Source organism: Oceanobacillus sp. CF4.6, from assembly GCF_051262635.1.
Lineage (GTDB): Bacteria > Bacillota > Bacilli > Bacillales > Amphibacillaceae > Oceanobacillus.
The window spans coordinates 360618-375765 of the sequence record NZ_JBIMEX010000001.1 but is presented as its reverse complement, the minus strand read 5'-3'; the positions used below and the strand labels follow the sequence as shown (position 1 = coordinate 375765).

Below are 15148 nucleotides of genomic sequence, written 5' to 3'. Positions count from 1 at the left end.
TCGATAACAGAATTAATTAAAAAGGAGGATGCTTATACGATGGGAAAAGTTTCTTATGAAGTAAATGCAAAAATAGCCTATTTGACAATTCAAAGTCCACCTGCAAATGCGTTATCAAGGTCCCTTTTAAAAGACATTAACGAGAAACTCGATCAAATCGAAGAGGAAAACATGGTTAAAGCAGTTGTACTTAAGGGTGAAGGAAAGTTTTTCTCAGCAGGTGCAGACATTAAAGAATTTACAGTATTACAGAATGCTTCCGAATACGAATCCCTTTCCACACAAGGCCAACAAATATTTGACCGTATTGAAAAATTTTCCATTCCAGTTATCGCAGCTATACATGGTGCTGCTTTAGGTGGCGGGCTAGAACTAGCGATGGCTTGTCATATCCGTATTGTTACGGAAAAAACAAAACTAGGCTTACCTGAGATGAGTCTTGGAATTATTCCCGGATTCGCAGGAACGCAGCGCTTACCAGGATATGTAGGTACTGCAAAAGCGTATGAAATGATACTTAGCGGTGAACCAATCAGTGGGACACAAGCGGTTGAATATGGATTGGCAAACAAAGCAGTACCCGAAGAGGACCTAACAGCTGAAACTATGAAACTAGCAGAAAAAATTGCTGCTAAAAGTAAACCGGCAATAAATCAGATTATGCACCTTATTCCATTTGCAAAAACCGAACAGTTTTCTAAAGGAGTTCGTGAAGAGGCGAAAGCATTTGGTGAAATATTCGGTTCTGAAGATGCAAAAGAAGGAGTACAGGCTTTTCTGGAAAAACGTAAACCAAATTTCCAGGATAAATAGATATTAATAGTTTAGGAGGATGCCAGATGAATATTTATGTACTATTAAAAAAGACATTTGATACAGAGGAAAAAATATCTGTGTCCGGTGGGAAAATTGAAGACGACGGTGCTGAATTCATTATTAATCCATATGATGAATATGCGGTGGAAGAAGCGATCGTTCAACGTGATGCACATGGCGGAGAAGTTACAGTAGTAACGGTTGGTGATGAAGACTCTGAGAAACAACTTCGAACTGCATTAGCCATGGGAGCAGACAAAGCTGTGTTAATTAACATTGAAGAAGATCTTGAAGAAGGAGATCAGTTTACAACAGCTAAAGTTCTCCAAGCTTATTTTGAAGATAAAGAAGTTGATTTAATTCTTGCAGGTAATGTAGCTATTGACGAAGCTAGTGGTCAGGTTGGGCCTAGGGTAGCAGAACTGTTAGGATTTCCATATGTAACTACTATTACTAGTTTGAAAATAGCTGGGGATCGTGCAGTTATCGAGAAGGACGTTGAAGGTGATGTAGAAATCATAGAGGCTAGTCTCCCATTACTGGTAACTTGTCAACAAGGATTAAATGAACCACGTTATCCATCTCTTCCAGGTATTATGAAAGCGAAAAAGAAACCACTGGATGAGCTGGAATTAGATGATTTGGACTTGGAAGAAGATGATGTCGAAGCAAAAACAAAAACAATTGATATTTACCTACCACCAGAAAAAGAAGCTGGAAGGGTGCTCGAAGGTGATGTAGCAGATCAAGTAAGTGAACTAGTATCTCTACTTAAAAATGATAAAAAAGTACTGTAAAGACAGATATTGGAAAGGAGCAATGATATGAGTGATAAAATAGTAGTTATTGGTGAAGTAAGAGAAGGGGAATTACGAAACGTTTCTTTCGAGGCTGTTGCTGCAGCGAAAAAAATTAGTTCAGATGCTGAAGTCGTTGGAGTAGTTGTTGGAGATGGCTCTTTAGATGGTTTGGCAAGGGAAATGATCGAATATGGTGCGGATAGGGTTACAACTGTGTCGCATTCAAATTTGAAAACGTATACATCTGAAGGATATGGTCAGGCTGTTATGGCTGTTATTAATGACGAGTCTCCGACAGGAATTGTTATGGGCCATACGTCGATAGGAAAGGACTTAACTCCTAAGCTTGCAAGTAAATTGCAGACAGGACTCATTTCTGATGCTGTTGATATTGAATCTGATGGAGGAAAGGCTATTTTTATCCGCCCAATCTATTCAGGTAAAGCCTTTGAAAAGAAAATTATTACGAGTGGTATAACTCTTGTTACCATTCGTCCAAATAATATTCCACCACTGGACAAGGATGAGTCTCGTACAGGGGAAGTTAATACAAAAGATGTGGATGTAGCAGATATTCGGACGATTGTTAAAGAAGTAATCCGTAAAGCTGCTAAAGGTGTAGATCTATCTGAAGCCAATGTTATCGTTGCAGGTGGTCGTGGAGTTAAAAGTGCTGATGGGTTTAAGCCATTGTATGAATTGGCCGAAGTATTAGGCGGCGCAGTTGGAGCTTCACGTGGAGCTTGTGATGCGGAGTATTGCGATTATGCCTTGCAAATCGGGCAAACTGGAAAGGTAGTAACACCTGACCTCTATATTGCAGTCGGTATTTCCGGAGCTATACAGCATCTTGCCGGTATGTCTAACTCAAAAGTAATTGTTGCGATCAATAAAGATGCCGAATCAAATATTTTCAATGTAGCAGATTATGGAATTGTCGGTGATTTATTCGAAGTCATTCCACTACTCATTGAAGAAATCAAGAAAATAAAATAATTTAGAAATGACCTGATTGTTTACATCAGGTCATTTTTCTTCAATTTGTAAGGGACATAAGCAAACTATTAGGAAGTATATACGTCGGATGATATACTCATACTAAGCTTCACATAATATTGTATTTTTAGGAGGTATAAAATAATGGCTATTAAACATGTAACTGACCAGAATTTTACAGAAGAAACATCTAAAGGGCTAGTATTAGCTGATTTTTGGGCACCTTGGTGTGGTCCTTGTAAGATGATTGCTCCTGTATTGGAAGAAATTGATGGAGATATGGAAGAAAAAGTTCAGATCGTAAAATTGGATGTAGACGAAAATCAGGAAACAGCTGGTAAATTCGGTGTTATGAGTATCCCTACTTTGCTATTGTTCAAAGATGGTAATGTAGTTGATCAAGTAATTGGTTTTCAGCCGAAAGAGGCGTTAACTGACCTTATTAACAAACATGCATAATTAAAAGTTTTTTGAACATCTATATTAACCGTGTATAATATAAAGAAAATTAAAGAAAATATGAAATCCCTTGTTACTAATGTGACAAGGGATTTTCTAAGATTAAAAGGATTTGAATTCTATGAATGAAAAAATTGAGGGCAAGTTGGCAATCTTGCCTGCACAGCCGGGCTGTTATTTAATGAAAGACAGGCACGGTACAATTATATATGTTGGAAAATCCAAGATACTAAGAAATCGCGTTCGTTCCTACTTTAGGGGAGCAAATGACCGGAAGACACAACGCCTCGTTCAGGAGATAGAGGATTTTGAATATGTTGTTACTTCTTCAGAGATGGAAGCACTTATTCTTGAAATGAATTTAATTAAAAAATATGACCCAAAATATAATGTCATGCTTAAAGATGACAAATCTTATCCGTATCTTAAAATCACTTCGGAAAGACATCCCCGGTTGCTAATCACCCGTAAGGTTAAAAAGGATAAAGGCAAGTATTTTGGTCCTTATCCAAACGTAATTGCCGCCAGGGAAACAAAAAAGTTACTTGATCGATTGTACCCATTGAAGAAATGTAATAATCCACCTGGACGTCCATGCTTATATTATCATATGAATCAGTGCATGGCTTGCAGTGAAAATCCTCCTTCTGTACCAGAATATCAGGCGATCGTGCAGGAAATATCATCTTTTCTACATGGTGGATATAAAGAAATCAGGAATAATTTGAAGTCCAAAATGCTGGAAGCAAGTGAACAACTAAATTTTGAACGGGCTATGGAAATGCGTGATCAAATTCAGCATATTGATGCAGTTATGGAAAAGCAAAAAATGACGATGAACGATCTTGTAGATAGAGACATATTTGGTTATAACTATGATAAGGGCTGGATGTGTATACAAGTATTCTTCATCCGTCAGGGAAAATTAATTGAAAGGGACGTTACTGTCTTTCCTTTCTTTGATGAACATGAAGAAACATTTATTAGCTTCATCGGTCGTTTTTACTTGCATGAAAATCACTTAAAACCGAAGCAAATACTTGTTCCAATCGGTACCGATGATGCGTTGTTGGAACAACTGCTTGACATTCAAGTGCATACACCACTCCGAGGTAGAAAAAGGGAACTTGTGGAGTTGGCAACGAAAAACGCGCAGCTTGCATTAAATGAAAAGTTTCAACTTATTGAACGCAATGAGGAACGTACAATCCAAGCTGTAGAGGAATTGGGAGAACGATTAAATATTGAAACACCACACCGCATTGAAGCATTTGACAATTCCAATATTCAAGGTACAGACCCTGTATCGGCGATGATTGTTTTTGAAGATGGAAAACCGAATAAGAAAGAATATCGTAAATACAAAATCAGAGATGTTCAGGGACCTGATGACTATGAAACGATGCGGGAAGTTATTCGTAGAAGGTATTCACGAGTATTGAAAGAGAAACTTCCATTGCCTGATTTGATCATTGTTGATGGTGGGAAAGGGCAAATGTCTTCTGCGCTAGATGTATTGGAAAACGAACTTGGACTCGATATACCACTTGCAGGTCTGGCTAAAGATGATAAACATAAAACAAGTGAATTGTTGTTTGGGGTTCCTCCGATAACTGTTCCGCTAGAAAGACAGTCGCAGGAATTCTACCTTGTCCAGCGTATTCAGGATGAAGTTCATCGATTTGCTATTACATTTCATCGACAGCTTCGTGGTAAAAGCTTATTCCAATCTGAATTGGATAAAATACCTGGGATCGGTGAAAAAAGAAGAAAACTTTTACTCACTCATTTTAAGTCGGTAACTGAAATAAGAAAAGCTGCTGTATCTGATATTACGAAACTTGGAATACCGAAGAATACGGCAGAAGATATACTCCATCATTTAAATAAAGAAGAATAGAAAACAGGTAGAAGTATGAACTTCTGCCTGTTTATTTAGTTTAGGATAAAAAGAAATCATATACACGTAAAGATCCTAAAATCAAATTTAAGCGTCAGTAAATACGACCGAAAATTCGATCACACTTATTCGTTGATTTACTTCTTCCATACATTCGCATTCCATTCCTTCAACCATCTGAACAGCTTCTGATAAAAATCCAGCCTCTAAACGGAAGTCAGTTTCGAAAGGAGCTTTCAGTCTCAGTGCGACAGCATCCGATAGTAGATTAAAAATGTACGCGTTTTTCTTTTGTTTGATAAGTTCAAGATTTCCCCAACCAAGCTTATCAAAAAGAATATATATATCTTCCATCGTATTAATATCAAATTTTCTTGCTAGGTTTTTACCCATAAAGTAGAAAAGTGTATCCTTCTCTTGTCCTAGCAATTCCGGCAAGCTCACATAACGCAGGATGTCATAACCCGCCCCCGTTGTATTGAGTTCTTCTAGATGTGATAATTCTAATATTTGTAGCTTTTTTGACATCCTTTTCATCCTCTCCATAAAAAAGTCCAGTATACATTTTTATCTTCTCAGGGGAAACAGTTTAATAACTTCTATTATTATCTATATAAATCAAGGAATAATCAAGTATTCTTCATCATTTTCCTCAACACGTAGTTCTATATATTTCTATTAATCTATAAATTATTTTCTAAGTTTTCTTGACGCTTTTAATAGTAAGAAGTACAATAAATATGTTACGAATTTGTGCTATTTTAAAAAGTTACGCTATTTGCTATAAAAGCGCTTTACTTTTTTTAATAGACTACATATCACATAATCAATGAATTTGGCTAAGGGGGGTAAACATGGCAGAGCAACGTGAGTTTTTCTACAGAAGATTGCATTCATTCTTAGGTGTTGTTCCAATTGGTATTTTCTTGGTGCAGCATTTAGTAGTGAATCATTTTGCTGTGTATGGAGAAGAGAGTTTTAATCAAGCGGCAGGTTTTATGGCAGGGCTTCCATTTGTTCTGTTGCTGGAAATATTCGTGATTTATCTGCCAATCTTGTTTCATGCAATTTTAGGGGTATATATTGTTTTTACTGCAAGAAACAATGTGAGCAGATATGGATTTTTCCGCAATTGGATGTTTAAAATCCAACGAATTACAGGGATTATTACACTTGTATTCCTGGCATGGCATGTATTTGAAACGCGTGTTCAAATCGGTCTTGGAAATGCAGAACTCGATTACAGCTTGATGGAAGGTATTTTAACAAATCCATTTATGTTCTGGTTCTACGTTATCGGTGTACTATCAGCAGTATTCCACTTCGCTAACGGATTATGGAGCTTTTTGGTTACATGGGGAATTACACAATCACCGAAATCACAACAAATCTCCACTTATGCTTGTATCGGTGTATTTTTAGTAGTCAGTTACTTAGGTGTTAGAACATTAATTCAATTTGCATATGGTGTTTAGTAGAAAGAGAAGGAGTGAGCCAACAAAATGAATAATCGTAAAGTCGCTGTTGTCGGTGGCGGATTAGCCGGATTAATGGCTACTATAAAGTCAGCCGAAGCAGGCGTAAAAGTAGATTTGTTTTCTATTGTTCCTGTTAAACGCTCTCACTCTGTATGTGCTCAAGGTGGTATAAATGGAGCAGTAAATACAAAAGGGGAAGGAGATTCTCCTTGGCTTCACTTTGATGATACAGTGTATGGGGGAGATTTTCTTGCAAACCAGCCTCAAGTGAAGGCGATGTGTGATGCGGCCCCGGGTATTATACATATGTTTGATCGCATGGGGGTTATGTTTAGTCGGACTCCGGAAGGGTTACTTGATTTCCGTCGTTTTGGTGGAACCCAAATGCATCGTACAGCATATGCAGGAGCTACTACAGGTCAGCAATTACTATATGCTTTAGATGAACAAGTTCGTCGCTTTGAAGTAGAAGGCCTTGTTACAAAATATGAAGGTTGGGAATTTCTTCAAGCAATCATTGATGAAGAGGGTGTTGGTAGAGGAATTGTCGCCCAGGACATTAAGACACATGAAGTCAAAGCATTCCGTTCTGATGCAACTATATTTGCTACTGGTGGTCCGGGGATTATCTTCGGTAAATCAACGAACTCCATGATAAATACCGGTTCAGCAGCCAGCGTGCTTTATCAGCAGGGAGCTAAATATGCAAATGGTGAATTTATTCAAATTCATCCAACTGCTATTCCTGGTGATGATAAGTTACGACTCATGAGTGAATCGGCTCGTGGTGAAGGTGGACGTATCTGGACATACAAAGATGGAGAACCATGGTATTTCTTGGAAGAGAAATATCCAGCGTATGGTAACCTTGTTCCTCGTGATATTGCAACACGTGAAATTTTTGATGTTTGTGTAAACCAAAAATTGGGGATTAACGGAGAAAACATGGTTTATCTTGACCTTTCTCATAAAGATTCAAAAGAATTGGATATTAAATTAGGTGGAATCATTGAAATCTATGAAAAATTTGTTGGTGAAGATCCACGTAAAGTGCCAATGAAAATCTTCCCGGCGGTTCACTATTCTATGGGTGGTCTATGGGTTGATGAAAATCAAATGACAAGTATCCCTGGTATATTTGCTGCTGGCGAATGTGATTATTCTCAGCATGGTGGTAACCGTCTTGGAGCCAATTCCTTATTATCAGCAATCTATGGAGGAATGGTAGCAGGACCGGAGGCGATCAACTATATTGATGGTCTTGATGTTCATGCAGAGGATCTTTCGGGTGATTTATTTGAATCTCTGGAAAAAGAAGAGAAGAATAACTTTGAAAATCTTATGAATATGGAAGGAACTGAAAATGCTTACCAGATTCATAGAGAACTCGGAGAATGGATGACAGATAATGTTACAGTAGTTCGAGACAATGCGAAGCTTTTAAAAACAGATGAAAAAATCAAAGAGCTTCTTGAACGCTGGGATAATATTAATATTAACGATACATCCCGTTGGAGTAACCAAGGTGTAATGTTTACTCGTCAATTGAAAAATATGCTTCATCTAGCTCGGGTAATTACAATTGGAGCCTATAATCGTAATGAAAGTCGTGGTGCACATTACAAACCCGAATTCCCTGAACGTAATGATGAAGAATTCTTGAAAACAACGCTTGCTGAATTTGATAAATTAGCACAATCACCTGTATTCAGTTACGAGGATATTGATGTTTCATTAATTCCACCTCGTAAACGTGATTACTCAACAAAACATTAAAGGGGGAGTAAATAAAAATGGCTGAACAAAGTACAGTTACCTTTATAATAACTAGACAAGACGGCCCGGAATCTGCTCCTTATGAGGAAACCTTTGAAATTCCTTATCGGACAAATATGAATGTTATATCCGGTCTTATGGAAATCAGACAAAACCCTGTTAATGCCAAAGGGGAAAAAACAACTCCGGTAATGTGGGATATGAACTGTTTAGAAGAAGTATGTGGTGCATGTTCCATGGTTATTAATGGAACTGCAAGACAATCCTGTGCGGCTTTAGTGGATCAATTAGAACAGCCAATCCGTTTGGAGCCAATGTCAACATTTCCGATAGTACGTGATTTAATTATTGATCGTGAGCGGATGTTTGATGCATTGAAACAGGTTAAAGCTTGGATCCCAATTGATGGAACACATGATTTAGGTCCTGGACCTCGTATGCCTGAAAAGAAACGCCAGTGGGCTTATGAATTGTCTAAATGTATGACTTGTGGTGTTTGTTTGGAAGCATGTCCGAATGTTAATGATAAATCAAACTTTATTGGTCCAGCTGCAATTTCACAGGCGCGTTTATTCAACGCTCATCCAACAGGTGAAATGAATGAAGGCGATCGTTTGAATGGTTTAATGGAAGATGGGGGAATTGATGGATGTGGAAACTCACAGAACTGTGTTCAAGTTTGTCCTAAAGGGATTCCGTTAACGACATCGATTGCTGCTATGAACCGCGCTACAAATATACAAGCATTCAAAAACTTCTTTGGAAGTGACAGTGCGTTATAATCAATAGTTTCATAGACAATGCCCCTTTCCATACTAGGTAAGGGGCATTGTTTTAAAGAAAGGATTTTTAAATGAGGACAGTAAATTACATAGAGAATTTGGAAAAATGGAAATCTGAATTTAAATTTCATATTCCTGTAAAGGTGCGTTTTTCGGAAACAGATATGTATGGGCACGTGAATAATGTATCTGCATTTATTTATTTTGAAGAAGCGCGAATTGACTATATTAAATATCTTGACTTTTTGCCAGATTATACAAGTAAAGAAGAAGCTATAATTGTGGCAGATCAGCAATGCGATTATTTTCAGCAAATATACTTTAATGAAACCTTAAAAATTTATGTCAAGATTGCTTCCATCGGAAATACATCCTTTGATATTCATTATATGGGTTTAAAAGAAGATGGTGAAATAGCATTAACTGCTCGAAGCAGAGTGGTTTATATTAATCCTGAAATTGGTCGCCCGATACAAATGTCAGGGCAAAAAAAGAAGCTGTTAACCAAATAGGAAACATATAAAACCGAAATCCCAATAAAGGAAGTCGGTTTTTTCGGATAAACCGGCAATAAAATTCCCACTTCCAAACTCCCAAGTAAATCTAGAAGTGTAAGTTGGAATAAAACTGCCAGTAAATGTCCGATTCTGTTTAACTAATATGCAGTGAGGAATAAACGCCACTGACTGAAGTTTCACATTATTAAAGCTTTAATTCCCCCATGCGAAGAAGCTCGACTACGGCTTGCGATCGCCCCTTGACTCCTAGTTTTTGCATAGCATTTGAAATATGGTTCCGGACAGTTTTTTCGGAAATAAACAACTCCTGTGCTATTTCTTTTGTTGTCTTATCCTGCACTAATAATTCAAACACTTCTTTTTCGCGTTTGGTTAATAATTGCTTCGGTTTGTACTCGTTGTCCTTCAAATGGTACCCCCTCCTTGCTCTATAGAGCTGCAGTATGAAGGGAAATTATTTAGTCAATATAGCTTATGAAATGGTAAAAAAAAAGTGCGCACATTTAAAGAATAGTTCCCAATGTTTATGATCTGGTTTAGTATGATACTTATAGAAGTGACTTATATTGAGGCGTTTTTCCACCTGTGGGCAAATAAGTTAATGTTGAATATACTGTTCATTAAATAGTAAACGTTAAATTTATATGGTTTGCTTTTCTTTATGTTAAACTATTCGATAAGATAAAATGTAGGGGGTAACACTTTTGGAAAAAGATGCAACCTTAGATTCGATAAAGAAAGTGGAAAAAAGACTTCGATATATTTCCGGTATTATTAAGCAAAACGGCCGGCAAATTCTGAATAATTATCCTATCACTTCACCACAATTTGTTGCATTACAATGGTTATTGGAAGAAGGAGATCTGACAATTGGAGAGTTATCTAGCAAAATCAGCCTTGCCTTCAGTACGACAACAGATTTAGTGGATCGGATGGAAAAAAATGAGCTCGTGGAAAGAGTTCGTGACACAAACGACAGAAGGGTTGTCAGAATCCATTTATTAAGTAAAGGGAAAAAGATAATCCGTGAAGTAATAAAAAAACGACAAGAGTACCTTGGGGAAGTGTTAAATAAATTCTCCGAGGAAGAAAAAGATTCATTAAATTATTTGCTTGATTTTCTCTATGAGGAAATGAAATCCGTTAATGAAAAATAACAACACAGAGGAGACATAATTTTGGATAAAGCTATCGGTGTTATTGATTCGGGAGTTGGTGGCTTAACTGTTGTTCATGAACTGATGAGACAATTACCGAAAGAACAACTTATTTACCTGGGAGATACAGCGCGGTGTCCATATGGTCCGCGAACAAAAGAAGAGGTAAAAAAGTATACTTGGGAAATGGTCGATTTTTTATTGACCAAAGATATAAAAATGCTTGTCATTGCCTGTAATACTGCTACTGCTTTTACACTAAATGATTTAAAAGAGAAATTGGACATTCCAGTTATCGGTGTTATACAACCTGGTGCGAGGGCAGCAATCAAATTCACAAGGAATAATCAAGTTGGCATCATAGGTACGGAAGGCACAGTTAGCAGCAGCGCCTATACACATGCTTTGAAGAAAATAAAAACAGATATTCATGTAACTGCACTTGCATGTCCCTTGTTTGTTCCAATGGTAGAGAAAGGAATATTATCAGGTGGTCAGGCTATGGAGGTAGTAAATGAATCACTGCAACCCTTAAAAAATGACAGGGAAATGGATACATTAATATTGGGATGTACGCATTATCCACTGCTTAAAGATACGATTCAGGAAGTAATGGGGAATCATGTAACCATTATATCTTCAAGTGAAGAAACTGCCAGAGAAACAAGCACGATACTGGATGTTCATCAATTGTTAAATAAAGAAGAGTTAGCACCTGTGCATCAATTTTATACGACAGGAGATTTGGAGATTTTTATTGAAATATCCAAGAGTATATTTAAAGAAGCCCATTTCCAAATGCTAACCATCAAAAATGCAAATATCAGCCAAAATCAGGTATCCTAAAAAAATTGGATATCTGATTTTTTTGCTTTGATGGTCTATTTTTTTCAATAGCTCGTATATATAGTAGTACAAACCATCGTAGGGGGTAATGACATGCGTAAGCGAGGAATGCTTTTAATTGGTACGGTCAGTATTACGGTAATACTATCAGGCTGTTTTCAGGGGGAACAATCATCGGAAGAAATCGATCCGCCTCAAGATGCGGAGGCAGTAGATAATTTGGAGAATATAGAGAAAGCTGATGTTGAAGAGTTGAATGATGAAGAACAACTCGTATCCGAAACTGTTCCAAGAGAACTATTTTTAATTGATTCAAATGGGATGGTAGCTTCACAGACACTTGAATTGCCTACTCCAGATTCCAATGAAGTAGCGACACAGGTAATGGAATATCTGGTTAAGGGTGGACCTGTAACTCCAATTCTACCTAATGGGTTTCAAGCTGTCTTACCAGAGGGTACTGAAATTCTTGGGTTGAACCTGCAAGAAGACGGAACAATGATTGTCGATGTTTCCGACGATTTTAAAAATTATGAGGCAACAGAGGAACTGAAAATTTTAGAAGCTATGACACACACACTTACACAGTTTGAAAATGTAAGTAAAATTAAGCTTCGAATAAATGGACATCAGTTAAATGAAATGCCTGTTAATGGAGCACCAATCACGGATGGATACTCTCGTGTAAACGGGATTAATATCGTTGATACGGACACATTGGACTACATGGATAGTAAACCAGTAACCATGTATTATCCTGCAGAACATGATAAGAACCGTTACTATGTTCCGGTTACACAATATATCGAATCTGATGAGGAAAGTGAGTTCAGTTCCATTATCCAGGCCCTTATAGAAGGCCCGGGATTCAATACCAATGTTGTTCATGTATTTAATCCCGGAACAATTCTGGCAGCTGAACCAAAGCTCAATGATGGGGTACTGGATATTGTCTTTAACGAAGGTATATTACAGGATTCCGACCAATCAATTATATCGGATGAAGTAATGGAAACCATTGTAAGAACTTTAACAGAACAACGAAATGTGGAAGCAGTTAATGTGAAGGTGGAAAACGTCGACCAACTAGTTAATGAAAATGGAGAAGAATATACCGAACCAGTTACAAAGCAAGCTTTTATTCCTATAGAAAAACTATAAACGAAGAGGCTGAGAATACCAGCCTCTTTTTATTGTGGAAGCACGATCGGAAATCCTTTTTTTAAGAAGATGTTTAATGTGCTTCCGCTTCTTTTTAAATAAAATGTATCAGCGTGTTTCTTTTGTAAAAAATATGATAAGCTAATAATTGTATGATGAGGAGGAAATTTTTTTATGAGAAATGATCAACGCGAAGTTAATAATTTGAGACCTATAAAAATGACCACAAATTATATCAGCCATCCGGAAGGCTCTGTCCTAATAGAGATGGGCAATACAAAAGTGATATGTAATGCAAGTATTGAAGATCGGGTTCCACCTTTTATGCGTGGACAGGGAAAAGGCTGGATTACAGCAGAATATGCGATGCTACCCCGTGCAACTGCACAGCGTAATATTCGTGAATCTTCAAAGGGTAAAGTAAGTGGAAGAACAATGGAAATACAACGACTGATTGGTCGTGCACTTAGGTCCGTAGTTAATTTAGATAAAATTGGTGAAAGAACCATATGGGTCGATTGTGATGTCATTCAGGCGGATGGTGGAACTAGAACAGCTTCCATCACAGGTGCCTATGTTGCAGTTGTTCTTGCTTTTGGAAAATTATTAGAGAAAAAATCAATTGCCAAAATGCCTGTAAATGATTTCCTTGCAGCTATTTCTGTTGGTGTTTTACCAGGCGGTACGGAAATTCTGGATTTAAATTACGAAGAAGATTTCAAGGCTCTTGTTGATATGAATATCGTAATGACAGGCGCCGGTGAATATGTCGAAATTCAGGGAACTGGAGAGGAAGCAACTTTTTCTCATAACCAGCTGCAGAATATGTTGAAGCTTGCTGATGAAGGGATACAACAGATTATAGAAACCCAAAAAGAAATGATAGGTGAACTTGCAAACCGAATTGGAGAAACAAATCCTGTCTAAATAGGAGAATATAAATGAATCAAATAATTATTGCTACAAAAAACAAAGGGAAAGCAAACGAATTTAAAGCGTTCTTTTCTAAATATGAGATAGAAGCTGTTTCGTTATTGGATTTGAATAAGGAACTTCCAGATGTGGAAGAAACAGGTTCCACTTTTGAAGAGAATGCCGCATTAAAAGCAGAACAAATTGCAACATTGTTAAACACTCCTGTGCTTGCCGATGATTCTGGTTTGATCATTGATGCGTTGGAAGGTCGACCTGGTTTATTTTCAGCAAGATATGCAGGAGAGCCTAAAAATGATCAAGCAAATATCGACAAAGTACTACAAGAACTGGAAGAAATTCCTCTGAAAAAAAGATCTGCCAGATTTATATGTGTTCTAGCCATTGCAATACCCGGTGAAGATACTGTTTTTCGCACTGGTTATTGTGAAGGACAAATTACTACTGAACCAAAAGGTGAAAATGGATTTGGTTATGATCCGATTTTTATCCCCGAAAACTTTGATGTAACGATGGCAGAATTAACACCAAAAGTAAAAAATGAAATCAGTCATCGGAAAAATGCGATTAGCCAATTGGAAAAATGGATACATAATTTATAGGAGTGGAAAAAAGTTTTTGGAGGTGGTAAAATGTCAAAAGTACTCATTTTAAGTGATAGTCATGGTTTAATGGATGAAGTTTCTGTTATTAAAGAACGTCATCAAATAAAGTCAATGATTCATTGTGGTGATTCAGAACTCGATTTGGATGCACAAGAATTGGAGGGCTTCTATAAAGTTGCGGGAAATTGCGATTTTGATACCAGGTATCCAGATGAACAAACGATTAAGCTTGATGGGACCACTTTTTATATTACTCATGGTCATCTTCACAACGTAAAATCGAATTTGATGGGATTGTCGTACCGTGCTGAAGAAGAAAAGGCACAAGTCATATGTTTTGGTCATACTCATATCGCAGGTGTTGAACAAGTGGATAAGCAGCTTTTTATTAATCCGGGGAGTATTCGGCAACCGAGAAACAGGACTGAAAAAACATATGCAATAATGGAATGGGACACCCTTGCTTCTATTACGGTAAACTTCTATACGGTAACTGGTGAAAGAGTAGATGATCTCACATATAATGCCTCATTATAGGCTTTTAGGTGTTTGTCAGGAATGATGAAAAATGGTTCCTGACAAACACTTAATATAAAACTTCTAAAAAGCTGTTGACAAAGATACGTATAATGCCTATAATAATTCTTGTCCGCTATTTTTTGGTTTGACAATTTTTAAATAACAAATACATTGGATTCCCTTGTTATTTAAACTAAGCGTTTTTAATAATTAAATAACCTTACATACACCATGCGGGTGTAGTTTAGTGGTAAAACCTCAGCCTTCCAAGCTGATGATGAGGGTTCGATTCCCTTCACCCGCTCCAAAAACATGTCCCAGTAGCTCAGTCGGATAGAGCAACAGCCTTCTAAGCTGTGGGTCGCAGGTTCGAATCCTGCCTGGGACATTCTAACAAAGAGA

General features: G+C 37.3%; 17 protein-coding genes and 2 tRNA genes. 17 read left to right on the top strand and 2 right to left on the bottom strand.

What is annotated here, in order from left to right:
* The first annotated feature begins 39 nt into the window (after positions 1-39).
* From ACHABU_RS02065 to uvrC, 5 genes are all read left to right on the top strand, one after another.
* Complete coding sequence (locus tag ACHABU_RS02065) at positions 40-813, top strand: enoyl-CoA hydratase (protein WP_435761740.1); 774 nt, start codon at positions 40-42, stop codon at positions 811-813.
* Positions 814-839: 26 nt separating this feature from the next.
* Positions 840-1613, top strand: a complete 774-nt coding sequence (locus ACHABU_RS02060) for an electron transfer flavoprotein subunit beta/FixA family protein (protein ID WP_435761738.1) — start codon at positions 840-842, stop codon at positions 1611-1613.
* Positions 1614-1640: 27 nt separating this feature from the next.
* On the top strand, positions 1641-2612 hold the full coding sequence (locus tag ACHABU_RS02055; RefSeq protein WP_435761736.1) for an electron transfer flavoprotein subunit alpha/FixB family protein: 972 nt from the start codon (positions 1641-1643) through the stop codon (positions 2610-2612).
* 144 nt (positions 2613-2756) lie between these two features.
* Complete coding sequence (gene trxA, locus ACHABU_RS02050; protein ID WP_435761734.1) at positions 2757-3071, top strand: thioredoxin; 315 nt, start codon at positions 2757-2759, stop codon at positions 3069-3071.
* Between the two features lie 121 nt (positions 3072-3192).
* A complete protein-coding gene (uvrC, locus tag ACHABU_RS02045; protein ID WP_435761732.1) occupies positions 3193-4971 on the top strand; it encodes an excinuclease ABC subunit UvrC in 1779 nt (592 codons plus the stop codon).
* 87 nt (positions 4972-5058) lie between these two features.
* On the opposite strand, the gene ACHABU_RS02040 is transcribed toward uvrC, so the two are convergent.
* Complete coding sequence (locus tag ACHABU_RS02040; protein WP_435761730.1) at positions 5059-5499, bottom strand: DUF2507 domain-containing protein; 441 nt, start codon at positions 5497-5499, stop codon at positions 5059-5061.
* A 326-nt stretch (positions 5500-5825) separates the two neighbouring features.
* Between ACHABU_RS02040 and ACHABU_RS02035 the strand changes: the two genes are divergently transcribed.
* From ACHABU_RS02035 to ACHABU_RS02020, 4 genes are all read left to right on the top strand, one after another.
* Positions 5826-6446 carry a succinate dehydrogenase cytochrome b558 subunit gene (locus ACHABU_RS02035; protein WP_435761728.1) on the top strand — a complete coding sequence of 207 codons (621 nt, stop codon included), beginning with the start codon at positions 5826-5828 and terminating at the stop codon, positions 6444-6446.
* Positions 6447-6473: 27 nt separating this feature from the next.
* Positions 6474-8225, top strand: a complete 1752-nt coding sequence (gene sdhA, locus ACHABU_RS02030; RefSeq protein ID WP_435761726.1) for a succinate dehydrogenase flavoprotein subunit — start codon at positions 6474-6476, stop codon at positions 8223-8225.
* Positions 8226-8242: 17 nt separating this feature from the next.
* On the top strand, positions 8243-9007 hold the full coding sequence (gene sdhB / locus ACHABU_RS02025) for a succinate dehydrogenase iron-sulfur subunit (protein WP_435761724.1): 765 nt from the start codon (positions 8243-8245) through the stop codon (positions 9005-9007).
* 71 nt (positions 9008-9078) lie between these two features.
* Positions 9079-9519: an acyl-CoA thioesterase gene (locus ACHABU_RS02020; RefSeq protein WP_435761722.1), complete on the top strand. Its 441-nt coding sequence runs from the start codon at positions 9079-9081 to the stop codon at positions 9517-9519.
* 190 nt (positions 9520-9709) lie between these two features.
* Here ACHABU_RS02020 and ACHABU_RS02015 read toward each other — a convergent pair whose 3' ends face one another.
* Positions 9710-9934, bottom strand: coding sequence for a helix-turn-helix domain-containing protein (locus ACHABU_RS02015; protein WP_010651078.1), 225 nt, complete (start codon positions 9932-9934; stop codon positions 9710-9712).
* Positions 9935-10229: 295 nt separating this feature from the next.
* Here ACHABU_RS02015 and ACHABU_RS02010 point away from each other — a divergent pair, with 295 nt between their 5' ends.
* From ACHABU_RS02010 to ACHABU_RS01975, 8 genes are all read left to right on the top strand, one after another.
* A complete protein-coding gene (locus ACHABU_RS02010) occupies positions 10230-10682 on the top strand; it encodes a MarR family winged helix-turn-helix transcriptional regulator (protein ID WP_435761717.1) in 453 nt (150 codons plus the stop codon).
* 21 nt (positions 10683-10703) lie between these two features.
* Positions 10704-11528 (top strand): glutamate racemase, encoded by an 825-nt coding sequence (racE, locus tag ACHABU_RS02005; protein ID WP_435761715.1) that lies wholly within the window; start codon positions 10704-10706, stop codon positions 11526-11528.
* Between the two features lie 93 nt (positions 11529-11621).
* The gene (locus ACHABU_RS02000) at positions 11622-12689 is read left to right on the top strand and encodes a GerMN domain-containing protein (RefSeq protein ID WP_435761713.1); all 1068 of its coding nucleotides are present in this window, start codon (positions 11622-11624) and stop codon (positions 12687-12689) included.
* A gap of 174 nt (positions 12690-12863) precedes the next feature.
* Positions 12864-13616, top strand: a complete 753-nt coding sequence (gene rph / locus ACHABU_RS01995) for a ribonuclease PH (protein WP_435761711.1) — start codon at positions 12864-12866, stop codon at positions 13614-13616.
* A 14-nt stretch (positions 13617-13630) separates the two neighbouring features.
* Entirely contained in the window at positions 13631-14224 is a 594-nt protein-coding gene (locus ACHABU_RS01990) for an XTP/dITP diphosphatase (protein ID WP_435761709.1), read from the top strand.
* Between the two features lie 30 nt (positions 14225-14254).
* Positions 14255-14764: a metallophosphoesterase family protein gene (locus tag ACHABU_RS01985; RefSeq protein WP_435761707.1), complete on the top strand. Its 510-nt coding sequence runs from the start codon at positions 14255-14257 to the stop codon at positions 14762-14764.
* A gap of 215 nt (positions 14765-14979) precedes the next feature.
* Positions 14980-15053: transfer RNA gene (locus ACHABU_RS01980), tRNA-Gly, on the top strand.
* A 7-nt stretch (positions 15054-15060) separates the two neighbouring features.
* A tRNA-Arg gene (locus ACHABU_RS01975) sits at positions 15061-15134 on the top strand.
* Positions 15135-15148 lie beyond the last annotated feature (14 nt).